The organism is Microcella sp. (assembly GCF_046296455.1).
Lineage (GTDB): Bacteria > Actinomycetota > Actinomycetes > Actinomycetales > Microbacteriaceae > Microcella.
In genome coordinates this window covers 64,639-88,829 of record NZ_JBKBLF010000002.1, presented here as the reverse complement: position 1 = coordinate 88,829, position 24,191 = coordinate 64,639, and the positions used below count along the sequence as shown (strand labels likewise).

The 24,191-nt window shown below is 70.9% G+C and carries 22 protein-coding genes and 1 other RNA gene; 12 read left to right on the top strand and 11 right to left on the bottom strand.

All coding sequences use genetic code 11. The annotated features are described in order from the left end of the window. Positions 1-17 precede the first annotated feature (17 nt). The 4 genes from ACK4HH_RS01820 (at position 18) to ACK4HH_RS01805 (ending at position 4,742) form a co-directional block, all read left to right on the top strand. Entirely contained in the window at positions 18-2,708 is a 2,691-nt protein-coding gene (locus tag ACK4HH_RS01820) for a cytosine permease (protein ID WP_409647792.1), read from the top strand. Beyond that, on the top strand, positions 2,705-3,517 hold the full coding sequence (locus ACK4HH_RS01815) for a Nif3-like dinuclear metal center hexameric protein (protein WP_409647790.1): 813 nt from the start codon (positions 2,705-2,707) through the stop codon (positions 3,515-3,517). The genes ACK4HH_RS01820 and ACK4HH_RS01815 overlap by 4 nt, the downstream gene beginning before the upstream one ends. A 65-nt stretch (positions 3,518-3,582) precedes the next feature. Further along, positions 3,583-4,323 (top strand): zinc ribbon domain-containing protein, encoded by a 741-nt coding sequence (locus ACK4HH_RS01810; protein WP_409647788.1) that lies wholly within the window; start codon positions 3,583-3,585, stop codon positions 4,321-4,323. Further along, positions 4,320-4,742 (top strand): reverse transcriptase-like protein, encoded by a 423-nt coding sequence (locus tag ACK4HH_RS01805; protein ID WP_409647786.1) that lies wholly within the window; start codon positions 4,320-4,322, stop codon positions 4,740-4,742. Before ACK4HH_RS01810 ends, ACK4HH_RS01805 begins: the two co-directional genes overlap by 4 nt. 10 nt (positions 4,743-4,752) lie before the next feature. On the opposite strand, the gene ACK4HH_RS01800 is transcribed toward ACK4HH_RS01805, so the two are convergent. Then, the gene (locus ACK4HH_RS01800; protein WP_409647785.1) at positions 4,753-5,436 is read right to left on the bottom strand and encodes a GAF and ANTAR domain-containing protein; all 684 of its coding nucleotides are present in this window, start codon (positions 5,434-5,436) and stop codon (positions 4,753-4,755) included. 214 nt (positions 5,437-5,650) lie between these two features. Between ACK4HH_RS01800 and ACK4HH_RS01795 the strand changes: the two genes are divergently transcribed. The 3 genes from ACK4HH_RS01795 (at position 5,651) to rnpB (ending at position 7,126) form a co-directional block, all read left to right on the top strand. Beyond that, positions 5,651-6,394 (top strand): ANTAR domain-containing protein, encoded by a 744-nt coding sequence (locus ACK4HH_RS01795; protein WP_409647983.1) that lies wholly within the window; start codon positions 5,651-5,653, stop codon positions 6,392-6,394. Between the two features lie 96 nt (positions 6,395-6,490). After that, positions 6,491-6,712 (top strand): hypothetical protein, encoded by a 222-nt coding sequence (locus ACK4HH_RS01790; RefSeq protein ID WP_409647783.1) that lies wholly within the window; start codon positions 6,491-6,493, stop codon positions 6,710-6,712. A 31-nt stretch (positions 6,713-6,743) separates the two neighbouring features. Further along, positions 6,744-7,126, top strand: an RNA gene (rnpB, locus tag ACK4HH_RS01785) — RNase P RNA component class A. A 40-nt stretch (positions 7,127-7,166) separates the two neighbouring features. Here rnpB and ACK4HH_RS01780 read toward each other — a convergent pair. Together ACK4HH_RS01780 and ACK4HH_RS01775 are read right to left on the bottom strand one after the other, a co-directional pair. Continuing rightward, a complete protein-coding gene (locus ACK4HH_RS01780; RefSeq protein WP_409647782.1) occupies positions 7,167-8,642 on the bottom strand; it encodes an SDR family NAD(P)-dependent oxidoreductase in 1,476 nt (491 codons plus the stop codon). A 44-nt stretch (positions 8,643-8,686) separates the two neighbouring features. Then, positions 8,687-9,427, bottom strand: a complete 741-nt coding sequence (locus tag ACK4HH_RS01775; RefSeq protein WP_409647780.1) for a VIT family protein — start codon at positions 9,425-9,427, stop codon at positions 8,687-8,689. A gap of 172 nt (positions 9,428-9,599) precedes the next feature. Here ACK4HH_RS01775 and ACK4HH_RS01770 point away from each other — a divergent pair, with 172 nt between their 5' ends. Further along, the gene (locus ACK4HH_RS01770) at positions 9,600-10,718 is read left to right on the top strand and encodes a fatty acid desaturase family protein (protein ID WP_409647778.1); all 1,119 of its coding nucleotides are present in this window, start codon (positions 9,600-9,602) and stop codon (positions 10,716-10,718) included. A gap of 142 nt (positions 10,719-10,860) precedes the next feature. On the opposite strand, the gene ppgK is transcribed toward ACK4HH_RS01770, so the two are convergent. Continuing rightward, entirely contained in the window at positions 10,861-11,610 is a 750-nt protein-coding gene (ppgK, locus tag ACK4HH_RS01765) for a polyphosphate--glucose phosphotransferase (RefSeq protein WP_409647775.1), read from the bottom strand. A gap of 40 nt (positions 11,611-11,650) precedes the next feature. Next, positions 11,651-12,517, bottom strand: coding sequence for a type I methionyl aminopeptidase (map, locus tag ACK4HH_RS01760; protein WP_409647772.1), 867 nt, complete (start codon positions 12,515-12,517; stop codon positions 11,651-11,653). Positions 12,518-12,550: 33 nt separating this feature from the next. Between map and ACK4HH_RS01755 the strand changes: the two genes are divergently transcribed. Continuing rightward, positions 12,551-12,730 (top strand): methionine aminopeptidase, encoded by a 180-nt coding sequence (locus tag ACK4HH_RS01755; RefSeq protein WP_409647769.1) that lies wholly within the window; start codon positions 12,551-12,553, stop codon positions 12,728-12,730. A gap of 3 nt (positions 12,731-12,733) precedes the next feature. On the opposite strand, the gene panB is transcribed toward ACK4HH_RS01755, so the two are convergent. Both panB and ACK4HH_RS01745 read right to left on the bottom strand, forming a co-directional pair. After that, a complete protein-coding gene (gene panB / locus ACK4HH_RS01750) occupies positions 12,734-13,582 on the bottom strand; it encodes a 3-methyl-2-oxobutanoate hydroxymethyltransferase (protein ID WP_409647766.1) in 849 nt (282 codons plus the stop codon). A gap of 22 nt (positions 13,583-13,604) precedes the next feature. Further along, positions 13,605-15,338, bottom strand: a complete 1,734-nt coding sequence (locus tag ACK4HH_RS01745) for an NAD+ synthase (RefSeq protein ID WP_409647763.1) — start codon at positions 15,336-15,338, stop codon at positions 13,605-13,607. A gap of 67 nt (positions 15,339-15,405) precedes the next feature. Here ACK4HH_RS01745 and ACK4HH_RS01740 point away from each other — a divergent pair, with 67 nt between their 5' ends. Together ACK4HH_RS01740 and ACK4HH_RS01735 are read left to right on the top strand one after the other, a co-directional pair. Then, on the top strand, positions 15,406-16,743 hold the full coding sequence (locus ACK4HH_RS01740; RefSeq protein ID WP_409647981.1) for a glutamine synthetase family protein: 1,338 nt from the start codon (positions 15,406-15,408) through the stop codon (positions 16,741-16,743). Between the two features lie 18 nt (positions 16,744-16,761). Then, positions 16,762-19,689, top strand: coding sequence for a bifunctional [glutamine synthetase] adenylyltransferase/[glutamine synthetase]-adenylyl-L-tyrosine phosphorylase (locus tag ACK4HH_RS01735; protein ID WP_409647760.1), 2,928 nt, complete (start codon positions 16,762-16,764; stop codon positions 19,687-19,689). 87 nt (positions 19,690-19,776) lie between these two features. Here the strand turns inward: ACK4HH_RS01735 and glnA are convergent, their stop codons facing one another. The 3 genes from glnA to lipB all read right to left on the bottom strand — a co-directional run bounded on the left by glnA (position 19,777) and on the right by lipB (position 23,014). Continuing rightward, a complete protein-coding gene (gene glnA, locus ACK4HH_RS01730; protein ID WP_409647756.1) occupies positions 19,777-21,201 on the bottom strand; it encodes a type I glutamate--ammonia ligase in 1,425 nt (474 codons plus the stop codon). A gap of 146 nt (positions 21,202-21,347) precedes the next feature. Next, the gene (gene lipA, locus ACK4HH_RS01725) at positions 21,348-22,352 is read right to left on the bottom strand and encodes a lipoyl synthase (protein ID WP_409647752.1); all 1,005 of its coding nucleotides are present in this window, start codon (positions 22,350-22,352) and stop codon (positions 21,348-21,350) included. Then, entirely contained in the window at positions 22,349-23,014 is a 666-nt protein-coding gene (lipB, locus tag ACK4HH_RS01720; RefSeq protein WP_409647749.1) for a lipoyl(octanoyl) transferase LipB, read from the bottom strand. The genes lipA and lipB overlap by 4 nt, the downstream gene beginning before the upstream one ends. A 41-nt stretch (positions 23,015-23,055) precedes the next feature. Between lipB and ACK4HH_RS01715 the strand changes: the two genes are divergently transcribed. Next, positions 23,056-23,463 (top strand): RDD family protein, encoded by a 408-nt coding sequence (locus tag ACK4HH_RS01715; protein WP_409647746.1) that lies wholly within the window; start codon positions 23,056-23,058, stop codon positions 23,461-23,463. A 13-nt stretch (positions 23,464-23,476) separates the two neighbouring features. On the opposite strand, the gene ACK4HH_RS01710 is transcribed toward ACK4HH_RS01715, so the two are convergent. Continuing rightward, positions 23,477-24,187, bottom strand: a complete 711-nt coding sequence (locus ACK4HH_RS01710) for a DUF4191 domain-containing protein (protein ID WP_409647743.1) — start codon at positions 24,185-24,187, stop codon at positions 23,477-23,479. Positions 24,188-24,191 lie beyond the last annotated feature (4 nt).

Sequence of the window (24,191 nt, the reverse complement as noted above, 5' to 3'; positions counted from 1 at the left end):
CGCCCTATCATCGGGGCATGGTCGACGACGAGCTGCCGCCGAACGAGGATGCCGATGCGGTGACGCCTCCCGGGCCCCGCCGCTCGACGTACACGCCGCCCCCCGCGGGCGCGGCCCGACCCATCTCCGGGGATGCTGCGCAGTCGACCGACGACGACGCCCTTGCGGGCGCTCTCGCTGAGGAGTTTCAGCGCTGGGCCCCGCCGACCGCTCCCGTCGCCGTGCCGGCCGCACCCCTCGGCGGCGTGACCCCGGGCGCGATGCCCGCCCCCGAGCCGATGCCCGTGCCGCAGCCCATGCCGGCGCCCGAGCCCATGGCGGCTCCCGAGCGCCCGTTCGCGCCATCCGCTGCTCTCCAGCCGAGTGCCGACCTGCCGGCCTCCGCGGAATCGGCCATCCCGCCGCCCCCGCAGCGCCTGTCGCTGACCGACGCCGAGCTGCTCGCGGCTGCTGACCTCGATGCCCCCGACCACGACACTGCGGCTCTGCTCGACCTGGTCGAGCGCGAGCTCGAGCTGCGGCAGGCCGAAGCGCGCCGCGTGCAGCAGTGGGAGGCCGAGGTGCGGGCGGCCGCCGTGCCTGAGGCCGACGACATCGTCACGCAGGTGCGCGCGCAGTTCTCTGACATCGTGCCGACCGTCGCGCCGGCTGCGGCAGCAATGGCCCCAGAGCCCCCCTCGATCACCGGTGCCATCGATTCACCGACCTCTGCCGAGGCCCCAGTGCCGTCGACGCCGTCGGTGCCATCGCCCCCCGGCTTGGGCGGCGCGTCGCGCATCGATCTTGCCCTCGCCGACGCGCCCCCTCCCTACGGCATGGTGCCGTCGGCCGTGGCGCCGCCCCCGTCGGCTCCCGAGTACCTGGTTGCCGACGACGAGCCAGTGATCGACGCGCCCGCCCCACCGGCGCCGCAGGCTCTCGTCGAGCCGAGCATCCCGATCGCGCTCTCGTCGTCCTCGGCCCCGTCGCCGACCGGGCCGACGAGCCTCGAGCAGCTGCTGGCCGCGCCCGACGTCCCCCCGCTCGTCGAGCCGGTCGTCGCGGCAGGCGCTCCTGTCGCTACGGCCTTCGACGAACTGCTGCGCGAGCCCGAGACCGAGCTGGCGCCGGCCGAACCGGCTGTCCGCGCCGCCGCCGAGCCCTCGATGGGCGTCGGCGATGATGCGGCAGAGGCCGCGCCTGCCGAGGTTGCTGTGCCGGCACCTCGTGCCGGGCGTATCGAGGTGAGCGCCCTCGAGCCCACGCCCGCCGAGCAGCGCGCGGGCCGCTCGGTGCGACTCTTCTGGCTGTGGTTCGCGGTCAACGCCTCGGTCGTGAGCCTCGCCCTCGGCGGCGTCATCCTGGGGCTCGGAGTGAGCCTGCGCCAGGCCGTGCTCGCGACCCTCATCGGCGTGGCCGTCTCGTTCCTGCCACTGGGCCTCGGCACGCTCGCCGGCAAGTGGAGCGGGCAGCCGACCATGGTGGTCTCGCGCGCCACCTTCGGCACGGTCGGCAACACGCTGCCGGCGCTGCTCGCCGTCATCACGCGGGTTGCCTGGGCTGCGGCCCTGCTCTGGATGCTCGGCGCGGGCGTCGCCGAGGTTCTCGTGACCTCGGGCCTCGTCTCGGGGCTCGGCCGGCTCGAGCTCGGCATCGCGGTCGCGGCCGTCGCCCTCGTGCTCGCCGCCGTCATCGCGGGCTTCGGGTTCGCCATGGTCGCCGTCGTGAGCGCCGTGGTGAGCGCGCTCTCGGCCGTGCTGGTTGTCGGCCTCATCGTTCTGACGCTGCCGGCTATCGATCTGGCCGTCGCGCTCTCGGTGCCCGACGGCGACTGGATGCTTCTCATCAGCGGCGCCGTGCTCGTCTTCAGCGTCGTGGGCCTCGCCTGGGCCAACAGCAGCGGTGACATCGCCCGGTACCAGGCGAAGGGCACCTACGGATCGTCGGCCGTGCTCTTCACGGCGTTCGGCGCGACGATCCCCGCGTTCGTGCTCATCTGCTGGGGCGCCGTGCTCGCGGCGTCGAACCCCCTCATCAGCGAGGGTCTGCAGTCGAACCCCCTCGACCTGCTCGGTCGCCTGCTGCCGCTCTGGTATCCCGTTCCGCTCGTCGCCGCGGTCGCGCTGAGCCTGCTCTGCGCCGCGGCGCTCGCGCTGTACTCGGGCGGTTTCGCGGTACTCGCGCTCGGCGTGCGCGCCCCGCGAACGGCCAGCGTGCTCATCGCCGTCGTGCTCACGGGCGCCGTGCTCGCGGTGCTGCTGCTCGTCGTCCCCGACGTCTCGGTGCTCTTCCGCGACGTCGTCACGACGCTCGCGGTGCCGGTCGCCGCCTGGGCGGGCATCTTCGGCGCCGAGACGATGATCCGCACCCGTCGCGTGCACTCGCCCTCGCTGCTGCGGCGCGGGGGCGTCTACCCCTCGGTGCGGTGGGTCAACCTCGTGATGCTCGTCGTCATCACGGGGCTCGGCTGGGGCGTCAGCACGGCGTCGATCGCGGGGCTGCAGTGGCAGGGGTACCTCTTCGCCCCGCTCGGCATCGATGCGGCCTCGCCGCTCGCGCAGGGCGACCCGGGCGTGCTGATCGCGCTGCTGCTCGGGCTGCTCGTGCCGCTCGTGGCCGGTATTCCCGCGCTGCGCCGCCTGCAGTCGGCCGAGCGGGCCGCGACCGAGGCCGAGACCCTCGTCGACCAGCCGCCCGTGGCCGCCTCTGTCGAGCCGTTCGCACCGTGACGACTCTCGCCGAGGCCGCCGCCGCGGTCGAGCGGTTGTGGCCGATCGCCGCCGCCGAGGCCTGGGACGCCCCGGGCGTGCTGAGCGGCGACCCCGCGGCGCCCGTCGCGCGCGTGCTGCTCGCGGTCGATGCAGTGTCGGCGACGGTCGACGAGGCGATCGAGCTCGGCGCCGACCTGCTGCTCGTGCACCACCCGCTGCTGCTGCGCGGCGTGACCACGGTGGCCGAGTCCACCGCGAAGGGCGCCCTGCTGGCGCGGCTCATCCGCGGCCGCTGCGCCCTCATCGCCGCCCACACGAACGCCGACATCGTGGCGACCGGCACGAGCGCGCGCCTCGCCGAGCTGGTGGGGCTGCGGGATGCGGTGCCGATCGTCGAGACCGCGCCCGGGCTCGGTCTCGGCCGGGTGGGGGCGCTACCCGAGCCGACGACGCTCGGAGCCCTCGCGCGGCGCCTTGCGAGCATCCTGCCCCCGACGGCGACCGGTGTGCGGGTCGCGGGGCAGTTCGACCGACCCGTGCAGACGATCGCCGTCTGCGGGGGAGCGGGCGACTCGCTGCTCGCCGAGCCGGCGGTGCTCGCCGCCGATGTCTACGTCACCGCCGACCTGCGGCACCACCCCGCGAGCGAGGCCGTCGAGTCGGCGCGCGTGGCGGGCGGCCCCGCCCTCATCGACGTCTCGCACTGGGCGAGCGAGTGGCTCTGGCTCGAGACCGCTGCGGCCGAGCTGCGCGCCGAGCTTGCGGGCGTCGAGGTCGTCGTGAGCGAGCTGCGCACCGACCCGTGGGACTTCGTGGTCGTACAGTAGGGGCGCACCCGTCGGCGATCCCGCCCCCGAACCGCAGCGACCTCGAGAGACCAGGTGAGCCCCGCATGGCCCTGACCGCCAGCCCCGACGCCCAGCGCATCCTGCTCGACGTGCAGGCGCTCGACACGACGCTGCAGCAGCTCGCGCACCGCGAGCGCGCGTTGCCCGAGCGGGCGGTCGTCGACGCCCTGTCGGCCGAGGCCGACGTCATGCGCGAATTCGTCATCCAGCGCCGCGGCGAGCTCGAGGATGCGCGCATCGAGCTCGGCCGGGTCGAGAGCGACGTCGCCATCGTCGAGGCCCGCATCGCCCGCGACGGCGAGCGCCTGCAGGCGAGCTCATCGGTGAAAGACATCGCGGGTCTCGAGCACGAGCTCGAGTCGCTGCGCGGCCGGCTCGGCGATCTCGAAGAGATCGAGCTCTCGGTCATGGAGAAGGTCGAGGCGATCGAGACCGAGCTCGCATCGGCGACGGCGTCGCTCGAGGCCCACCAGCAGCAGCTCGCCGACGCCGAGGCCGCGCGCGACGCCGCCCTCGCGACGATCACGGCCGAGGCCGCTGCAGCGCGCTCGCAGCGCGCCGCGATCGTCGCGACCGTGCCCGACGACCTCATGGCGCTCTACGAGAAGCAGCGCGAGCGCTACGGCGTCGGCGCCTCGCACCTGCGTGCGCGCATCTCGAGCGCGAGCGGTGTCGAGCTCACCGGCAGCGACCTCGCCGCCGTGCGCGCGGCCGCGCCCGATGCGGTGCTGCTGTGCCCCGACTCGAACGCGATCCTCGTGCGCACCGACGAGAGCGGCCTGTGAGCCGCGAGCTGCTCGTCGAGGCCGACGGAGGCTCGCGGGGCAACCCGGGCCCCGCTGCCGGGGGAGCCGTCGTGATCGACCCCGCCACCGGCGAAGTCATCGCCGAGGTCGGCGTGTGGGTGGGCACGGCGACGAACAACGTCGCCGAGTACAGCGGCATGCTCGCGGGCGTGCGCCGGGCGCTCGAGCTCGACCCCGACGCCGAGCTGACGATCCGCATGGACAGCAAGCTCGTCGTCGAGCAGATGATGGGCCGCTGGAAGATCAAGCACCCGGCCATGGCTGAGCTCGCCGCCGAGGCGCGCACGGTGCTCAGCGGCACCCCCGTGCGCTTCGAGTGGGTGCCTCGGCTGCAGAACTCGCGCGCCGACAAGTGCGCGAACGACGCGATGGATGCGCGCGCCTCGTTCTCGCGCTGAGCCCAGCCGCTCAGTCGAGGTCGAGAAAGTCGATCGTGCGCGCGACGACGTCGAGCGAGACAGCCGAGATCGAGCGGTTCGTCGTGATCGCGTAGGCGCGCAACCGGGCGAACGCCTCGGTCGTCGACACGTCGAGCTGCGCGCTGATCATGCCCGTCGCCTGGTGCACTTCGCGGCGCAAGCCCGGCCGGGTCTCGCGCTCGTCAGTGTCGACCTCGCTCTCGGCGAGCCGTAGCGCCTCTTGCACGGCGGGTACGGTCGCCGATCGCGCGAGCGCGATCGCCCTGCTGAGCGATTCCGCAGAGAGTGCGCCGGGCCGGTTGCGGTAGAGCCCCGCGACGCCGACCGTCGCCGAGCCCATGATGAGCGGGAAGGCGAAGAGCGCTCGCACGCCGAGCCGAGCGAGCGGCGACGCGAGCAGCGGTGTCATGGCGCTGTGCGCGACGTCGGGGACGAGTTGGGGGCGGGAATCGACCATCGCGTCGTGCAAGGGTCCAGCACCGAGCTCCAGCTCGAGTTCGTCCCAGCGCGCCGCCACCGGGTCGGTCGTTCGCACTGTCGCGCGGTGACCGTGCCGATCGACGACCGAAAGCAACGCCCCCGAGACGGGCAGCTGCGTCATGAACGGGCCGCACAGCCCCCATCGGTCGGGGTGCCGCACGTGCGCGCCCTGGGACGGGTGACGCTCTGCCATGGGGTTCCCGCCTTGGTCGGCCGGCGGGGCCACGACCACGGAGGGTGGGCAGCGTCGGGAGGCCCAGTGTACGGCCCATCGCCTCGATCGGCGCTGCACGGGCGTAGACTCGTCCCCACTCGAGCCGCGGGCTGGCGCCCGAGACGACCGTCCACCGCACGCCGCCTGCCCCTGCGGGCGGTGCATCCTGACCGAAGGACTCCACGTGAGCGAGATGTCTCGAGAACAGCGGGTCGCTGACGCCTTCGTGCGGGTCGCCGACACGCTGACCGACAACTTCGACATGATCGACCTGCTGCACACGCTCGTCACTGAGTGCGTTGCGCTGCTCGACGTCGACGCGGGCGGGCTCGTCATCGCCGACGAGAACGGCGACCTGCAGCTCGTCGCCTCCACGAGCGAGCAGGCCCAGCTCGTCGAGATCATGCAGCTCAGTGCTGGAGTCGGGCCGTGCGTCGACGCCTTCACGACGGGTTCGCCGGTCACGGTCGCTGACATCCTCGTCGAGGGCGATCGCTGGCCGGTCTTCCAAGAGGCGGCGCGTGCCCAGGGGTTCCGGGCCGTCTTCGCGACGCCGATGCGCCTGCGCGGCGAGGTGCTCGGCGCGATGAACCTCTTCAGCGTCGAGCCGGGTGGGCCCACCGAGGCCGACGCGGTCATCGCGCAGGCCCTGGCCGATATCGCGACAATCGGAATCCTGCACGAGCGCAGCATCCGCGAGACCCACATCCTCAACGAGCAGCTGCAGCGCGCGCTCGAGAGCCGCGTGCTCATCGAACAGGCCAAGGGGGTACTGGCGGCCACCGCCTCACTCGATATGGACGAGGCCTTCGCGACGCTTCGCGACTACGCGCGGGCACACCGGATGTCGTTGCGCGACGTCGCCCAGCAGGTCGCAGACCGCACGCTCCCGGGCATTCTCGGCGGCTCGTCTCCGAGAACGACAGTCGAATCGTGACCCGCCGGGCCCGCGTTCGAGCGGGCGCCGCGGTAGCCTGAGCGCACGCCCCAGACCTCGGCGCACTCGTGCCGTGCTCCGGAAGGTCGTGCCCCCGTGTCGATGCCGATTCACTCATCCGACGATCCGCTGGCCGAGCCGCCGCCCGTAGGTGCGTTCAGCACCGAGCAATCAGAGACGGCTCGCGATGATCTCGATCGTGTCGTGCGCATCTGGCTTTCGAGCATCCGTCCGAACTATCGTCGGGCCGTTCGCGGACGATCGATCGCCGTCTCGGTCGCCGAGGAGACGCTGCGTCGCCGCCATCGGGCACGCTGACGGCGCGCCGGGCGTATCCTGAGAGCGCAAGTGGGCCGGCCAGACGGTCGCGTCGAGCGCACGCCCCGCGAGGGGAACGGCCTCGCCGAGGAACGTCCGGGCTCCGTAGAGCAGGGCGGTGGGTAACACCCACCCGGAGAAATCCGCGAGAACAGTGCAACAGAGAGCAGACCGCCTCCGGCCTCGGCCGGCGGTAAGGGTGAAACGGTGGTGTAAGAGACCACCAGGGGCCCGAGTGATCGGGCTCGCTAGGTAAACCTCGCCCGGAGCAAGGTCAGACAGACACCGTTGACGCTGCTCGCCGAGGTGTCGGGTAGACCGCTAGAACGTGCCGGCAACGTCACGTCGAGAGAGATGGCCGTCGAAGGGAAGCGATTCCTGGAACAGAACCCGGCGTATCGGCCGACCCACTTGCCTCAGTCGGTTCCGGATGCCGCGCTCACCACTGCGTCGCCTACCACTGTGACGGCCGGTAGTCCTTGAGGAACACCCCGAAGAGGTCGTCGCCCGCCTCGCCGCGCACGATCGGGTCGTAGACCCGCGCGGCGCCGTCGACGAGGTCGAGCGGGGCGTGGAAGCCCTCCTCGGCGAGCCGCAGCTTCGTGGGGTGCGGGCGCTCGTCAGTGATCCAGCCCGTGTCGACGCTCGTCATGAGAATGCCGTCGGTCTCGAACATCTCGCGTGCGCTCGTGCGCGTCAGCATGTTCATCGCGGCCTTGGCCATGTTCGTGTGCGGGTGGCCGGGGCCCTTATAGCCGCGGCCGAAGACGCCCTCCATGGCGCTCACGTTGACCACGTAGGTGCGCGCGAAGGGCGAGGCCGCGAGCGACGGTCGTAACCGGTCGACGAGGATGAACGGCGCGACCGAGTTGGCCAGCTGCACCTCGAGCATCTCGAGCGGCTCGACGTCGCCGACCGCCTGCGTCCAGCTGTTGACGTCGTGCAGGTCGGGCACGAGGCCACCGGCGTCGATCGCCGTGCCGTCGCGGTGCTTGGCGAGGGATGCGCTGCCGGCGGTCATCGCCGCCTGCGTCAGCTGCTCGGCCTTCGCCGCGGCCGCCGAGAGGATCGGGTGGGCGGCGACCGACTCGGCGAGGGCGAGCGGGTGCGGATCCATCGTGTGGCCGAACGTCACGAGCTCGGGCAGCGGCCCGTCGGGCAGAGGAGCGAGCTCGGCCTCGATGAGCGGCTGGTACGCGCCGGGGGAGCGGCGCACGGTCTGCGCGGCGTTGTTGATGATGATGTCGAGCGGGCCGGCCGCGGCGACCGACTCGGCGAGCCCGATGACCTGGGCCGGGTCGCGCAGGTCGATGCCGACGACACGCAGCCGGTCGATCCAGTCGGCCGCGTCGGGGAGGGCGGAGAAGCGGCGCACGGCATCCCGCGGGAACCGCGTCGTGATCGTCGTGTGCGCCCCGTCGCGCAGGAGGCGCAGGGCAATGTACATGCCGATCTTGGCGCGGCCGCCGGTGAGCAGGGCGCGGCGTCCGCTGAGGTCGGTTCGGGCATCCCGCTTCGCGTGGTTGACGCGCGCGCAGTCGGGGCAGAGCTGGTGGTAGAAGGCGTCGACGAGCGTGTACGGCTGCTTGCAGATGTAGCAGGCCTGCGGGCGCGTGAGCTCGCCCGCGAAGGGCGCCTCGGTCGACGAGCTGATGTCGACGCCGCGGGTCTCGTCGTCGATGCGATCGGGTGAACCCGTCGCGGTGGCTTCGATGACGGACTTGTCGGCGGCGAGCACCTCGGCGCGCTTCGTCAGGCGGCGGTGAACCTTGACGGCGCGGAACATGTGCGCGGTCGCGTGGCGCACCGCGATGAAGTCGGGATGCTCGTGGTCGAGCTCGTGCAGCGTGCTCAGTACCCGCAGCGTCGTCGCGAGGTCGTCGGGGTCGATACCGCGGTCGTCGGGAAGCTCGGGCAGGTCAGAAGGCACACGCCAGGATACCGGCCGCGGTCGGTGCGCCCGGCGTCGAGACGCTAGGCGATCTGGGTGCCGAGCAGCGCGCCGATGCCGAACGTCACGGCGAGCGCGAGGGCGCCGCCCACGAGCACGCGCACGGTCGGCCGCAGCCACGGGCTCTTGCCGAGCACGGCGCCGAGGGCGCCCGTGATGCCGAGGGCGGCGAGGGTCGCGATGAAGGTGATGGGGATGCGCAGCTCGGGCGGCGGCAGCAGGATGGCGAGCATGGGCAGCACGGCGCCCGCGAGGAAGGCGACGCCGGAGGCGATCGCCGCCTGCCAGGGCTTGAGCACCTCGTTCTCGTCGATGTGCAGCTCGGCCTCGAGGTGCGCGCCGAGGGCGTCGTGCGCCGTGAGCTCTTCGGCGACCTTCTGGGCCGTCGCGGGCGAGAGGCCCTTGGCCTGGTAGATGCTCGCGAGCTCGGCCAGTTCTTGCTCGGGCATCTCGGCCAGCTCTTGCCGCTCTTTCGCGATGAGTGCTGTCTGGCTGTCGCGCGCGCTCGCGACCGAGACATACTCGCCGAGTGCCATCGAGATCGCCCCGCCGACGACGGCCGCGGCGCCCGCCGTCACAATGGGGGCGAGGGCGCTCGTCGCGCCGGCCACGCCGACGACAACCGCGGCCACCGAGACGATGCCGTCGTTGGCGCCGAGCACGCCCGCGCGCAGCTTGTTGAGGCCGTCGCTGAACGCTCCGCGATCGTGCGGCTCGGCATCGTGCGGCGTGTGGTTGGTCGGGTCGCTGGACTGCTCGCTCATGCCGCCAGTCAACCGCGCTCCCTCACCTTGCTCAAGCAAGGCAAGCCTCCGCTATGAATCGGCCTGTCATTCCGCGTTCGGCATACGCGGGTGCGTAGAGTCGGAGTATCTCGCAGGCAACGGCCTGCACCTCGCGCCGGCTGGGAAGTCGCACTCCGACCCCGAAGGCCTCATGACCTCTCTCGCCTCCTCCGGTGCCGATTCCGGCATGCTCGGCGCCCTGCGCACGACCACGCCCCGCGACCCCAACGCTGTGCCCCTCACCGCCTCGTACTCGGCGCTCATGCGCACGGTGCGCGACGGCGGCCTCCTGCGCCGCCGCGAGGGCTTCTACTACGCCGTGTTCGCGGGCCTCGCGGTCGCGCTCGGCGGTGTCATCACCGGCATGGTGCTGCTCGGCGACAGCTGGTTCCAGCTGCTCATGGCCGGCGCGCTCGGCATCGTGCTCACGCAGATCGCGTTCGTCACGCACGAGGCCTCGCACCGCCAGATCTTCGCCTCGGGCAAGGTCAACGACTGGGTCGGCCGCATCCTCGCCACCGCTGTCGTCGGCATCAGCTACCACTGGTGGATGCACAAGCACTCGCGCCACCACGCGAAGCCCAACCAGAAGGGCGCCGACCCCGACATCGAGCAAGACACGATCGCGTTCCTGCCCGAAGACGCCGCGAAGTCGAAGGGTGCCTTCGCGCTCATCACCCGCAATCAGGGCTGGCTGTTCTTCCCGCTGCTCACGCTCGAGGGCATCAACCTGCACTTCCGGTCGATCCTGAGCCTCTTCGACAAGGGCCGCGTCGAGCACCGCTTCCTCGAGTTGGGCCTCATCGCCCTGCGGCTGTCGCTCTACGTGGCCGTGCTGTTCTGGTTCCTGCCCCTCGGCATGGCCTTCGCCTTCCTGGGCGTGCAGCTCGCGGTCTTCGGGGTGTACATGGGAGCGTCCTTCGCCCCCAACCACAAGGGCATGCCCATCCTCGAGAACGACACCTCGCTCGACTTCCTGCACCGCCAGATCCTCACCTCGCGCAACCTCAAGGGCGGCTGGTGGGCGACCGTGCTGTTCGGCGGGCTCAACCACCAGGTCGAGCACCACCTCTTCCCCAACATGCCGCGCCCCGCGCTCGGCAAGGCGCGCGAGATCGTGCGCGAGTACGCGCAGGCCACGGGCATCTCGTACACCGAGACGGGCGTGTTCCGCTCGTACGGCATCGTCATCGACTACCTCAACCGCGTCGGCCTCTCTGCCCGCGACCCCTTCGACTGCCCGCTCGTCAATCAGTTCCGCCGCAGCTAGGCGGCGCCGGTCAGAAGTGACCGGCGCTCCCCGCTCCAGCGCGCGGTTCAGCCCGTTTCTCGCACGTCAGCCCAAACGTTCGGGATCACATGCGAGAAACGGGCTGTTTCGCGGTCGCCAGCGGGGCCGAGCCTCCCCGGGGTCAGCGGGCGTGGCGCGCGGCGAGCGCCGCAGCGCCCATGATGCCGGCGTTGTTGCGCAGCACGGCCGGCACTATCGGCGTCGTGACGTCGATGAGGTGCAGAAACTCCTCGTGCTGCTTCGAGACGCCGCCGCCGATGATGAAGAGGTCGGGCGAGAACAAGAACTCGACGTGGCGGTAGTAGCGGGTGAGGCGCTCTGCCCACTGCGCGAACGACAGCCCCTCGCGCTCGCGCGCTGAGTTGGCGGCCCAGTCCTCGGCGTCGCGGCCGTCGAGCTCGAGGTGGCCGAGCTCGGAGTTCGGGATGAGCACGCCGTCGTAGATGAACGCGCTGCCGATGCCCGTGCCGAGCGTCGTCATGATCACCAGTCCCCGCCGGTCGCGCGCGGCGCCCGACAGGGTCTCGGCGTACCCGGCCGCATCCGCGTCGTTGACGAAGTGGATGTCGCGGCCGAGGGCCTCGCCGAACAGGGTGTCGGCGTCCAGGCCGATCCAGCGCTCGCTGACGTTGGCCGCCGACATGGTGCGGCCGTTGCGCACGATGGCGGGAAAGCACACGCCGATGTGCGCGACGCCGTCGGTGCCGAGCTCGTCGACGAGCAGCGCGACCGTCTCGATGATGGCTTCGGGCTCGCCGCCCTCAGGAGTGGGGTGCTTGATGCGGTCGCTGACGAGCTCGCCCGCATCCAGATCGATGACGGCCCCCTTGATGCCGGTGCCGCCGATATCGATGCCGATCGCGAGCGTCATGCGGTTCTCCTGTCGTTGCGGTGGCGCGTGCGGGCGGCGCTCACGGAAGGGTGAGGATGTCGGCCCCGCGCTCGGTGACCACGAGCGTGTGCTCGAACTGGGCACTGAGGGTCTTGTCTTTCGTCGTGACCGTCCAGTCGTCGGCCCACAGATCCCACGCGATGTCGCCGAGCGTGAGCATGGGCTCGATCGTGAAGACCATGCCGGGCTGCATCACGATGGAGTAGTCGGGCGCGGCGTCGTAGTGGGGCACGATGAGCCCCGAGTGGAACGAGCGCCCCACGCCGTGGCCCGTGAAGTCGCGCACGACGCCGTAGCCGAAGCGCTTCGCGTAGGCCTCGATGGCGCGCCCGATGACATTGATCTCGCGCCCGGGTGCGACGGCCTTGATGCCGCGGTTCAGGGCCTCCTGCGTGCGTTCGACGAGCAGCCGAGCATCGTCGCTCGCCTCGCCGGCGATGAAGGTCTTGTTGAGGTCGCCGTGCACGCCGTTCGCGTAGGCGGTGATGTCGATGTTGACGATGTCGCCATCGGCGATGACGGTGTCGTCGGGGATGCCGTGGCAGATCACCTCGTTAAGGCTCGTGCAGCACGACTTGGGGTAGCCGCGATAGCCGAGCGTCGAGGGGTAGGCGTCGTGGTCGAGCAGGAACTCGTGCGCGATGCGGTCGAGCTCGTCGGTCGTGACGCCGGGCGCGATCGCGGCGCCGACGGCCTCGACGGCCTGCGCGGCGATGCGGCCGCTGTGCCGGATGAGCTCGATCGTCTCGGCGTCGTAGACGTCGCCGCCGACGTGCGGGGCGGGCGCGGCCTTGCCCACGTATTCGGGGCGCGGGATGCTCAGCGGCACCGTGCGCTGCGGCGAGAGTCGCCCGGCGACGAGGTGACCGGAGGCGTCGCGAGGCATAGGGTCGAGTCTACCGAGCGAGGGGAGCGGCCCATGGCCCACGAGGCTGAGCAGCAGTGGTGGTACAACCACAAGACCGGTGAGGTCGAGCACGGCCCGCTGTCGCTCGGTAGCGACCGCGACGGCCCGTACCCGACCGAAGCCGACGCCCGTCGCGCCCCCGAGATCGCCCGCGAGCGCGCTCGCGCCTGGGCGGCCGACGAAGAGGAGTAGCGCCTACTCGGTGCGGTCGCGCAGCGCCTGCTCGGCCGTCGCGTCGCTGTAGCTGTGCGCCTCGTCGGGGTAGGCGCCCGACTCAACGTCAGCCTTGTACGCGAGCGCGGCATCCCGCAGCACCTGGCGCAGGTTCGCGTACTGCTTGACGAACTTGGGGATGCGCCCGCCCGTGAGGCCCGCCCAGTCGGTCCAGACGACGAGCTGGCCGTCGCAGTGCGGGCCGCCGCCGACGCTGATGGTCGGGATGCTCAGCTCGGCCGTGATGCGCTTCGCCACCTCGGCGGGGATCATCTCGAGCACGACGGCGAACGCGCCGGCCTCTTCGACCGCGTGCGCGTCGGCGAGCAGCTGCTCGGCCGCCTCGCCGCGCCCCTGGATGACGTGGCCGCCGAGCCCGTGCTCGCTCTGCGGCGTGAAGCCGATGTGGGCCATGACCGGGATGCCCGCCGACACGATGCGGCGAATCTGCTTGGCCGACCGCACCCCGCCCTCGAGCTTCACGGCGTGCGCGCCCGTCTCCTTCATGAAGCGGAAGGCCGTGTGCAAGGCCTCTTCGGGCCCCGTCTCGTACGAGCCGAAGGGCATATCGGCGACGACGAGCGCGCGCTTGACGCCGCTCACGACGCCGCGCGTGAGCGGGATGAGGTCGTCGATCGTGACGGGTAGCGTCGTGTCGTAGCCGAGCACGGTGTTGCCCGCCGAGTCGCCGACGAGCAGAAAGTCGATGCCGGCCTCGTCGAAGATCTGCGCGGTGAGCACGTCGTACGACGTGAGCCCCGTGATCTTGATGCCCTGCTCCTTCGCCCGAGCGAAGTGACGGGTGCGGACGCGCTTCGGTGCCTCAGCCATGCCGACCACCCTAGCCCGGGGGCTACCGCGTGGGGCGATACGTGATCGGCATCCGCCGGTCGCGCCCGAAGGCCATGCCCGAGATCTTGGGGCCGATCGCCCCTTGGCGCCGCTTCCACTCCGAGCGGTCGACGAGCCGCGTCACGAAGTCGACCGTCTCCGCCTCGAAACCGAGGGCGACGACATCGTCGCGCCCGAGCTCGCGGTCGACGTAGGCCTCGAGGATGGCGTCGAGCACCTCGTACGGCGGCAGGGTGTCTTGGTCGACCTGGCCGGGCCGCAGCTCGGCGCTCGGCGGCTTCGCGATCGAGTTCTCGGGGATCGGCGGGGTCTCACCCCGCGCGATCGCGGCCTCATTGCGCCAGCGCGCGAGCTCCCACACGAGCAGCTTCGGCACATCCTTGATCGGCGCGAACCCGCCGACCGAGTCGCCGTAGATCGTGGAGTACCCCACCGAGAGCTCGGTCTTGTTGCCCGTCGTGAGCACGAGGTGCCCGTGCATGTTCGACAGCCCCATGAGGATGATGGCCCGGATGCGCGCCTGCAGGTTCTCGGCGGCCACGCCGTCGAGCGCGAGCTGGGTCTCGACCGGCTGCACGAGGTCGGCGATGGGCTCGACGGAGTAGTTCAGCCCGATGCGCTCGGCCAGATCATCGGCGTCGCTGCGCGAGTGGTCGGAGCTGTAGCGCGAGGGCATCGAGACGCCGTAGACGTTCTCGGCGCCGATCGCGTCGGCGGCGATGGCCGCGCACACGGCCGAGTCGATGCCGCCCGAGAGCCCGAGCACGACGCTGCGGAACCCGTTCTTACGCACGTAGTCGCGCGTGCCGGTGACGAGGGCGTTCCACAGCTGCTCGCGGTCATCTGGCAATGCGGCGATGTCGACGGTCACCGGATGCTCGCTCGAGGCGCCGCCGCCCACGAGCTCGACCCGCCGCACGTTCGGGGGCAGCTCGGTGTCGGTCGCGTCGGCCGCATCCACCTCGACCACCAGGAGGTGCGAGACGAACTGGGGGGCCCGGGCCAGGATGCCGCCCCGCTCGTCGACGACGACGCTGTCGCCGTCGAACACGAGGTCGTCTTGCCCGCCGACGATGTTGACGTAAGCGACGACGGTGCTCGTCTCGGTGGCGCGGCGGGTGACGAGCGGCAGCCGCACTTCGTCTTTATCGCGCTCGAAGGGCGAGGCGTTGATGACGAGCAGCACGCCGGCGTCCGACTCGAGCACGCGGCCGACGGGGCCGCCGTCGCGCCACAGGTCTTCGCAGATGATGAGCGCGACATCGACCCCGCCGAGCCGCAGCACGAGCAGCTCGTCGCCGGGGATGAAGATGCGGTACTCGTCGAACACACCATAGTTGGGCAGGTGGTGCTTGGCGTAGCGGGCGACGACGCGACCGCCCTGCAGCACGCTCGCGCAGTTCTGCGCGATCGCCGTGGGCGCGTTCGAGGTGCCGAGCAGGCGCGGCTCGTGCGGACCGTCGGGGTGGCCGACGATGACCGGCAGCGCGCCGAGACCCTCGGCCTCGAGGCGGGCCGCGAGCGCCGTCACCGCGCGACCCGCATCGACGAGGAACGAGGGGCGCGAGGCGAGGTCTTCGATGGGGTAGCCCGTGAGGGCCATCTCACCGAGCGCGAGCAGGTCGGCGCCCTGTGCGGCGGCCGATCGAGCAGCCGCGACGATCTGCTCGGCGTTGCCCGCGAGGTCTCCGACGATGGGGTTCGACTGGGCGAGGGCCAAGCGGAGGCGGGGCATACCCGTTAGCCTAATGGCGGGATTTTGTGTCGACCGAGGGAGAGATGTGAGCACCGGAATGGGCGGCATGGACAAGCAGCGCGACTTCGTTCTTCGCACGATCGAGGAGCGCGGCGTCAAGTTCGTGCGCCTCTGGTTCACCGATGTGGTGGGCACGCTCAAGATGGTCGCCGTCGCGCCCGCCGAGGTCGAGGGGGCGTTCGCCGAGGGGCTCGGCTTCGACGGCTCGGCCATCGAAGGCTTCTCGCGGGCCTATGAGGCCGACGTGCTCGCGCACCCCGACCCCACGACCTTCCAGATCCTCCCGTGGCGCGGCGAGGTCGACCCGACCGCGCGCATGTTCTGCGACATCACGACCCCCGACGGTCAGCCCGCCGCCGCCGACCCGCGCCACGTGCTCAAGCGCACGCTCGCGCGCGCGGCCGACCGCGGGTTCACCTTCTACACGCACCCCGAGATCGAGTTCTACCTGCTCAAGAGCAGCAAGTACGGCCCCAAGGGCCCGCAGCCCGTCGACGCGGCCGGCTACTTCGACAACGTGCCGGGCGGCACCGCGCACGACTTCCGTCGCCGCGCCGTGCGCATGCTCGAAGACCTCGGCATCTCGGTCGAGTTCAGCCACCACGAGGCGGGCCCCGGTCAGAACGAGATCGACCTGCGCTACGCCGACGCCCTCACCACGGCCGACAACATCATGACCTTCCGCACCGTGGTCAAAGAGGTGGCCATCGAGCAGGGCGTCTACGCCACGTTCATGCCCAAGCCTCTGGCCGCGCATCCGGGATCGGGCATGCACACGCACCTCTCGCTCTTCGAGGGCGACACGAACGCGTTCTTCGACCCGGCGGGGCAGTACCAGCTGTCGAAGATCGGCCGCCAGTTCGTCGCGGGCCTGCTCACGCACGCGCCCGAGATCACGGCCGTCACGAACCAGTTCGTCAACTCGTACAAGCGACTCTGGACGGGTGACGAGGCCCCGAGCTACGTCACGTGGGGGCACAACAACCGCTCGGCGCTCGTGCGCGTGCCGCTCTACAAGCCCGGCAAGGGCCAGAGCGCGCGCGTCGAATACCGCGGCATGGATTCGGCCGCCAACCCCTACCTCGCTTTCTCGCTGCTGCTCGCGGCGGGCCTGAAGGGCATCGAAGAGGGCTACGAGCTGCCGCCCGAGGCCGAGAACACGGTGTGGGAGCTCACCGAGGTCGAGCGCCGCGCGCTCGGGTACAAACCGCTGCCCTCGAGCCTCGACCGCGCCCTCGGGCTCATGGAGGAGAGCGAGCTCGTCGCCGAGACGCTGGGCGAGCAGGTGTTCAACTATGTGCTGCTCAACAAGCGGCGCGAGTGGGCCGCCTACCGCGCGCAGGTCACCCCGTACGAGCTCGAGAGCAATCTCGAGATCCTCTAGCCCCACCGCGGGCACCTCATGACCCGACAACCGTCGACACTGACCGAGTTCGCCCGATTGGGGTTCGGCGAGCTCAGCACAGCTCGCGACGCCCTCGTGGGCCTCGAGCAGCACCTCGACGCCTTCGGGGCGGCGGCCGACCCCGATCGCGCGCTACGGCTGCTCGGGCGCCTGATCGAGCAGCATCCGGATGCCCTGCGCCCCGTGCTCGACGACCCGGTCTGGGCCGCTCGCCTGATCCGCGTGCTCGGCGCGAGCGAGGGCCTGGGGGAGTTCGTACGGCGCCGGCCGGCCGAGCTGCTCGCGCTGCGCGAGCCGCTGCGCACCCCGCCGACGGCGGAGCAGCTTCGGCGCTTTCTGGTCGCCGCCGTCGAGGGCGCGCCCCTGGGTTCCCCGGCCGAAGTGGAGCAGGCGCGCACGGCCCTGCGCGTGCGGTACCGCCGCTGGCTACTGCGCATCGCGGCGTGGGATCTCGAGCATGCCGACGCGCTCGAGGCTCTGCCGCGCGTCGCCGCCGCCCTCGCCGACCTCGCGGGCGCCGCGATCGACGCGAGCCTGCTGCTCGCCCGCCGCACCTCGACCTTCCCGGCCGTCGAGGTCGCCCGCACGCGCCTCGCGGTCATCGGCATGGGCAAGGCGGGGGCGCGCGAGCTCAACTACATCAGCGACGTCGACGTGATCTACGTCGCCGACGGCGATGGCGGGCTCGACCCGGCGCGGGCCGTGGAGATCGCGACGCGACTGGCGTCAGAGACGGCGCGGGGCATCCAAGAACCGGGGGTCGAGCCGCCGCTGTGGGAGGTCGATGCCAACCTGCGGCCCGAGGGCAAAGATGGGGCTCTCGTGCGCACGATCGACTCGCACCGCGCCTACTACGAGCGCTGGGCGAAGAGCTGGGAGTTCCAGGCCCTGCTGAAGTCGCGACCGCTCGCAGGCGACGCCGAGCTCGGCGCGCGCTACTGCGCGACGGTGCACCCGTTCGTCTGGGCGAGCTCGCAGCGCGCAGGATTCGTCGACTCGGTGCAGCGCATGCGCGAGCGCGTCACCGAGCACATCCCCGCCGACGACGTGGATGTTCAGCTCAAGCTCGGGCCCGGCGGGCTGCGCGACGTCGAGTTCACGATCCAGCTGCTGCAGCTCGTGCACGGTCACACCGACGACCGGGTGCGGCAGCCGGATACCCTCGGGGCGCTCGCCGCGCTCGCCCAGCACGGCTACATCGGCCGCGAAGAGGCGGCGTCGTTCGCGCGCGACTACCGGCTGCTGCGCGTCATCGAGCATCGCGTGCAGCTCGACCGCATGACCCGCACGCACCTGATGCCGCGCGACGACGACCGCGTGCGCGTCCTCGCGCGCGCCACGGGGCTCGCCGCATCGGCCGCCGAGCTGACCGAGCGCTGGCAGCAGACCAAGATCGCCGTGCGCTCGCTGCACGAGAAGCTCTTCTACCGGCCGCTGCTGTCGGCCGTGGCGGCGCTGCCCGAAGAGGGCCTCGCCCTCACGAGCGGTCAGGCCGAAGCGCGCCTCTCGGCCATCGGCTTCAGCGACGCACGCGGAGCGCTGCACCACATCGCAGCGCTCACGAGCGGGGTGTCGCGGCGCGCCCAGATCCAGCGCACGCTGCTGCCCGTCATCTTGCAGTGGCTCGCCGAGGGCGCCGACCCCGACTTTGGGCTTCTCGCTTTTCGACGGCTCAGCGACGACCTGGGGGAGACCTACTGGTTCTTGCGCATGCTGCGCGACTCGAGCGGGGCGGCGCAGCGGCTCACGAGCGTGCTGGCGTCGTCGCGCTACGTCGGCGGGCTGTTCGAGCGCATCCCCGAGGGTGCGGCCTGGCTCGAGAACGAGGAGGAGCTGCACCCGAGGCCGCTCGCGGCACTGCTCGACGAGGCGCAGGCCACCGTCGACCGTCACGCCGGCGATATCGAGGCGGCGGCGAAGGCGCTGCGCACCGCCCGGCGACGCGAGGTGCTGCGCCTGGCCCTCGCGGGCATCCTCGACGTCATCACGGTGGAGCAGCTCGGGCGCGCGCTCAGCGACGTCACGACGACGGTGCTCTCGGGGGCGCTGTCGCTCGTGCACCGCTACGGCGACGGCATCGAGTTCGCGATCATCGGTATGGGCCGGTACGGCGGCGGCGAGCTGGGGTTCGGCTCGGATGCCGACGTCATGTACGTCTACCGCGACGCAGGAGCGGGCGAGCACGCCCAGGCGCGAGCCGAGCACATCGTGCACGAGCTCAAGCGACTGACCGAAGACCTGCGCCTGCCGCTCGACCTCGACATCGACCTGCGGCCCGAGGGGCGCAATGGCGCGATCGTGCGGTCGCTCGACTCGTACCGCGCCTACTACGAGCGCTGGTCGCTCACCTGGGAGGCGCAAGCCCTGCTGCGTGCCCGCGCGGTCGCGGGCGACGAGCCGCTGCAGCGCGACTTCACGGCGCTTGCCGACACGGTGCGGTACCCCGACTCGCTGCCCGAGGCCGACGCGCGCGAGGTGCGCCGCATCAAGGCCCGCGTCGAGGCCGAGCGGCTGCCGCAGGCCGCCGACCCCGCGCGTCACCTCAAGCTGGGCCGCGGCTCGCTGAGCGACGTGGAGTGGTTCGTGCAGCTTCTGCAGCTGCAGCACGCCGCGGCGGTGCCCGCGCTCGCGACGACCTCGACGCTCGAGGCCCTGCAGGCGGCGGTGGATGCTCGGCTCGTGCCGCCCATCGACGCCGAGCGTCTGCGCGCCGCGTGGCTCATCGCCTCGCGCGCCCGCTCGGCGCTGACCCTGTGGAGCGCCAAGACGGCCGACGTGCTGCCCGTCGATCGCCCGCAGCTCGAGGGGGTCGCCCGGCTCATGGGATACCCGGCCGGGGGAGCCTCGCGGCTGGAGGAGGACTACCTGCGCACGACGCGGCTCGCCCGCACGGTGTTCGAGAAGGGGTTCTACGCCCCCGGGTGACGAAGCGCGAGCATCCACGAGGCACGACGACGGCCCCGCTCCTGAGGGAACGGGGCCGTCGTTTCGTGCCGTGGTGGCAGTCTCGAACTAGACCGAGAAGTACAGCTCGTACTCGAACGGGTGCGGGCGCTGCGCTGCCGGGAGGATCTCCATGGTGCGCTTGTACTCGATCCAGGTCTCGATGAGGTCCTTGGTGAAGACCCCACCGGCGAGCAGGAACTCGTGGTCGTTCTCGAGGGCGACGAGCGCCTCTTCGAGCGAACCGGGAACCTGCGGGATGCCCTTGGCCTCCTCGGGCGGCAGCTCGTAGAGGTCTTTGTCGACGGGCTCGTGCGGCTCGATCTTGTTGACGATGCCGTCGATTCCCGCCATGAGCTGCACCGCGAACGCGAGGTACGGGTTGCCCGAGGCGTCGGGCGCGCGGAACTCGATGCGCTTGGCCTTCGGGTTCGTGCCCGTGATCGGGATGCGGATGGCCGCCGAGCGGTTGCCGGCCGAGTAGACCAGGTTGACCGGCGCCTCGAAGCCCTTGACCAGGCGGTGGTACGAGTTCAGCGAGGGGTTCGTGAACGCGAGGATCGCCGGGGCGTGCTTGAGGATGCCGCCGATGTACCAGCGCGCGATGTCGCTGAGACCGCCGTAGCCCGCCTCGTCGTAGAACAGGGGCTTGCCCTCGTTCCACAGCGACTGGTGGGTGTGCATGCCCGAGCCGTTGTCGCCGAAGAGGGGCTTGGGCATGAAGGTCGCGACCTTGCCCCACTCGAGCGCCGTGTTCTTGACGATGTACTTGAACTTCAGGATGTCGTCGGCGGCCGAGACCATCGTGTCGAACTTGTAGTTGATCTCGCCCTGGCCGGCGGTGCCGACCTCGTGGTGGCTGCGCTCGACCTCGAGGCCGACCTCCATGAGCTTCACGACGATGTCGTCGCGCAGGTCGGCGTGCTGGTCGACCGGGCTCACGGGGAAGTAGCCGCCCTTGAAGGGGGTCTTGTTGGCGAGGTTGCCGCCCTCTTCGACGCGACCGGTGTTCCAGGCCGCCTCGCTCGAGTCGACCGAGTAGTACGAGGTGTTCTGCTTCACCTCGTAGCGCACGTCGTCGAAGATGTAGAACTCCGCCTCGGGGGCGAAGAACGCGGTGTCGGCGATACCGGTCGAGGCGAGGTACTTCTCGGCCTTCTTGGCCACCTGGCGCGGGTCGCGGGCGTAGATCTCGCCGTTGCGGGGGTTGTAGATGTCGAAGACCATGACGAGCGTGCGCTCGGTGCGGAAGGGGTCGACGTAGGCCGTCGACACGTCCGGGATGAGCTGCAGGTCGGACTCGTGGATCGACTGGAAGCCCCGGATCGAGGAGCCGTCGAACAGCTGGCCGACCGTGAAGAAGTCTTCATCGACGGTCGAGGCGGGGATGTTGAAGTGCTGCTGGACACCGGGAAGGTCCGTGAAGCGGATGTCGAGGAACTTGACGTCCGTGTCCTTGATGAACTTCAGCACCTCGGAAGAATCACTGAACATGCGACAGATCTCCTGAGCTTGGTACCGGACGACTGCAATCGCAGCCTGGCTCCGAGACTAGGCGCAGGGCGTTTCCCCGCAGTGTCCCCATTGTTTCCGGGATGTTACGGCCGAGCCGCGTTCACTCTGAGAGCCCGGGTGGATGCTCAGCCGACGGCCTGCGCGAACCCTTCGGTCGTCTCGGCCAGCGCGCGCATCGACTCGGGGATCGGCCGCCCCTTCGCGACCATCGACTGCGCCCACAGGCGCCCCGCACGGTAGCTCGAGCGCACGAGCGGGCCCGCGAGCACGCCGAGGAACCCGATCTGCTCGGCCTCGGCCTTGAGCTCGACGAACTCTTCGGGCTTGACCCAGCGGTCGATCGGGTGGTGGCGCGAGCTCGGCCGCAGGTACTGCGTGATCGTGACGATGTCGGTGCCGGCGTCGTGCAGGTCGCGCAGCGCCTGCGAGACCTCCTCGCGCGTCTCGCCCATGCCGAGGATGAGGTTCGACTTCGTGATGAGCCCGTAGTCGCGCGCCTGCGTGATGACGTCGAGCGAGCGCTCGTAGCGGAACGCCGGGCGGATGCGCTTGAAGATGCGCGGCACCGTCTCGACGTTGTGCGCGAAGACCTCGGGGCGCGAGTCGAACACGACGCGCAGCAGCTCGGGGTTGCCCGAGAAGTCGGTCGCGAGCAGCTCGACGCCCGTGCCGGGGTTGAGCTCGTGGATCATCCGCACGGTCTCGGCGTGCAGCCACGCGCCCTCGTCGGGCAAGTCGTCGCGCGCGACCCCCGTGACGGTCGCGTAGCGCAGGTTCATCTGCACGACCGACTCGGCGACGCGTCGCGGCTCGTCACGGTCGTAGTCGGCGGGCTTGCCCGTGTCGATCTGGCAGAAGTCGCAGCGGCGCGTGCACTGGCTGCCGCCGATGAGGAACGTCGCCTCGCGATCCTCCCAGCACTCGTAGATGTTGGGGCAGCCGGCCTCCTGGCACACCGTGTGCAGGTTCTGCTCGCCGACGAGCGAGCGCAGCGCCGAGTACTCGGGCCCCATCTTCGCCCGCGTCTTGATCCACTCGGGCTTCTTCTCGATCGGCGTCTGGGCGTTGCGCACCTCGAGCCGCAGCAGTTTGCGGCCCTCGGCGGGGTGCGTGGCGGGGGTCGCGGTCATGCGGGTACTCCTTCGGTGGTCGGCACAGCGACGCCGACGATGTCGTGGACGAGCGGGCCGAAGTGGCGCTCGATGAGCGGGATGACCTGCGCCGGTGTCACGGTGCGACCGAGCTCCCGGCTCACCGAGGTGACGCCCGCGTCGGCGAGGCCGCACGCAATGATGGCGTCGTAGGCCTCGAAGCCGTTGGAGCAGTTGAGGGCGAAGCCGTGCATCGTCACGCCCTGGGCCACGCGGATGCCGATCGCGGCGATCTTGTCGGTGCCGCGCATCCACACGCCGCTGCGACCGTCGACGCGGCCGGCCCCGACGATCCCGAGCTCATCGAGAACGGCGATGAGCATCGCCTCGAGCCGGCGCACGTACTGCACGACGTCGACAGGGTCGGCGAGACGGATGATCGGGTAGCCGACGAGCTGGCCGGGGCCGTGCCACGTGATCTTTCCGCCTCGATCGACCTCGATCACCGGGGTGCCGTCGGTGGGTCGCTCGTGCCGTTCGGTGCGCTTACCCGCGGTGTACACGCTCTCGTGCTCGAGCAGCATGACAGTGTCGGGCGCCCGGCCCTCGACGACGGCGGCGTGCCGGGCACGCTGCTGCTCGAGACCCGACTGATACGGCACGGAGTTGGCGCTTAGCCCCGTGACGACGAAGTCGATCACGCGCTCAGTGTACGCCCGTGCTCGGCTCGTAGGCTGAGGGGGTGACCGCGATCCCTGCCCCGACCCCGCCCGACTGGCCCGGCCAGCGTCTCGGCCTGCCCGAGACCGGTTCGCGGTCGGTCGCCCGTCTCGGCCGCCGCATCGGCGCGCTCGCGGTCGACTGGGGCATCGCCGTCGCGCTCTCGGCGGCGTTCTTCGCCTACGACTCGCTCGTGACCCTGCTGCTCTTCGTCGGACTTCAGGTGCTGTTCACGATCGTCATCAATGCGAGCATCGGGCACGCCGTGCTCGGGATGCGCGTGGTGCCGATGGCGGGCGGCCTGCTGGGCGTCTGGCGCCCGGTCGTGCGCGCCCTCCTCATCGCGCTCGTCATCCCCGCCCTGCTGTTCGACGAGAACCAGCGCGGACTCCATGACCGCGCCGCGGGCACCATCCTTCTGCGCCGCTGACCGGACGGTCGCGTCAGCGCGGTTTGGGCGCGCGTGCCTTGAGCGGGTCGATGCCCTTCGGAATCGGCAGGGTGCTCGACTTGCTGAGCGAGGTGAGCCGATTGCTGACCGCGTAGACCTCGGCCTTGGTGATCGCCCGCTTGAGCTTGTTGAGCGTGCGCGCGAGGTTCTCGAGCTTGACGCTCTCGACATCCGGACCCACGTGCAGCAGGTGCACCGGCACGTTCGGAACGATGCGGTTCACGTTGCGACGCTCGTCCTCCATCATGCGGCGGGTGCGCGAGGCGGGCCCTTCGCCGATGATGACGACGCCGGGCTTGCCGATCGCGCGGTAGACGGCATCCTGCGTCTTGGGGCTCACGGTCACGGGCATCTCGCTCGCCTGCCAGGCGCGGCGCAGCGACGACTTGAGCACGGCGCCCACGGCCCCGGGCTGTCCCGAGATCTGACGGTAGGCCACGCGCTCGGCGCGGCGGCCCAGCACGATGAGCACGAGCAGGATTCCCAGCAGCACGCCCGTGACGACCCAGAGGATGCCGGCGAGCACGTCGCCGGGCGTGGCGAACACCGCAAGCAGCACGCCGGCGAGGATCGGCAGCAGGAACGACAGCAGCATGATCCACACGGCGAGCGGATCCATCCGCCGCGTCATCTGGAACACCTGCCACATCTGCTTCATGCGACCGGGTTCTTTCGGGGGCTTCTGAGCGGAGGTGCGGGCCATGCCT

What these genes read in the sequence shown, in the direction of transcription:
- ACK4HH_RS01820 (WP_409647792.1), top strand. Translation starts at nt 18, where the DNA reads ATGGTCGACGACGAGCTGCCGCCGAACGAGGATGCCGATGCGGTGACG.
- ACK4HH_RS01810 (WP_409647788.1), top strand. Translation starts at nt 3,583, where the DNA reads ATGGCCCTGACCGCCAGCCCCGACGCCCAGCGCATCCTGCTCGACGTG.
- ACK4HH_RS01800 (WP_409647785.1), bottom strand. Translation starts at nt 5,436, where the DNA reads ATGGCAGAGCGTCACCCGTCCCAGGGCGCGCACGTGCGGCACCCCGAC.
- ACK4HH_RS01795 (WP_409647983.1), top strand. Translation starts at nt 5,651, where the DNA reads ATGTCTCGAGAACAGCGGGTCGCTGACGCCTTCGTGCGGGTCGCCGAC.
- ACK4HH_RS01775 (WP_409647780.1), bottom strand. Translation starts at nt 9,427, where the DNA reads ATGAGCGAGCAGTCCAGCGACCCGACCAACCACACGCCGCACGATGCC.
- ACK4HH_RS01770 (WP_409647778.1), top strand. Translation starts at nt 9,600, where the DNA reads ATGACCTCTCTCGCCTCCTCCGGTGCCGATTCCGGCATGCTCGGCGCC.
- ppgK (WP_409647775.1), bottom strand. Translation starts at nt 11,610, where the DNA reads ATGACGCTCGCGATCGGCATCGATATCGGCGGCACCGGCATCAAGGGG.
- map (WP_409647772.1), bottom strand. Translation starts at nt 12,517, where the DNA reads ATGCCTCGCGACGCCTCCGGTCACCTCGTCGCCGGGCGACTCTCGCCG.
- ACK4HH_RS01755 (WP_409647769.1), top strand. Translation starts at nt 12,551, where the DNA reads ATGGCCCACGAGGCTGAGCAGCAGTGGTGGTACAACCACAAGACCGGT.
- panB (WP_409647766.1), bottom strand. Translation starts at nt 13,582, where the DNA reads ATGGCTGAGGCACCGAAGCGCGTCCGCACCCGTCACTTCGCTCGGGCG.
- ACK4HH_RS01745 (WP_409647763.1), bottom strand. Translation starts at nt 15,338, where the DNA reads ATGCCCCGCCTCCGCTTGGCCCTCGCCCAGTCGAACCCCATCGTCGGA.
- ACK4HH_RS01740 (WP_409647981.1), top strand. Translation starts at nt 15,406, where the DNA reads ATGGACAAGCAGCGCGACTTCGTTCTTCGCACGATCGAGGAGCGCGGC.
- ACK4HH_RS01735 (WP_409647760.1), top strand. Translation starts at nt 16,762, where the DNA reads ATGACCCGACAACCGTCGACACTGACCGAGTTCGCCCGATTGGGGTTC.
- glnA (WP_409647756.1), bottom strand. Translation starts at nt 21,201, where the DNA reads ATGTTCAGTGATTCTTCCGAGGTGCTGAAGTTCATCAAGGACACGGAC.
- lipA (WP_409647752.1), bottom strand. Translation starts at nt 22,352, where the DNA reads ATGACCGCGACCCCCGCCACGCACCCCGCCGAGGGCCGCAAACTGCTG.
- ACK4HH_RS01710 (WP_409647743.1), bottom strand. Translation starts at nt 24,187, where the DNA reads ATGGCCCGCACCTCCGCTCAGAAGCCCCCGAAAGAACCCGGTCGCATG.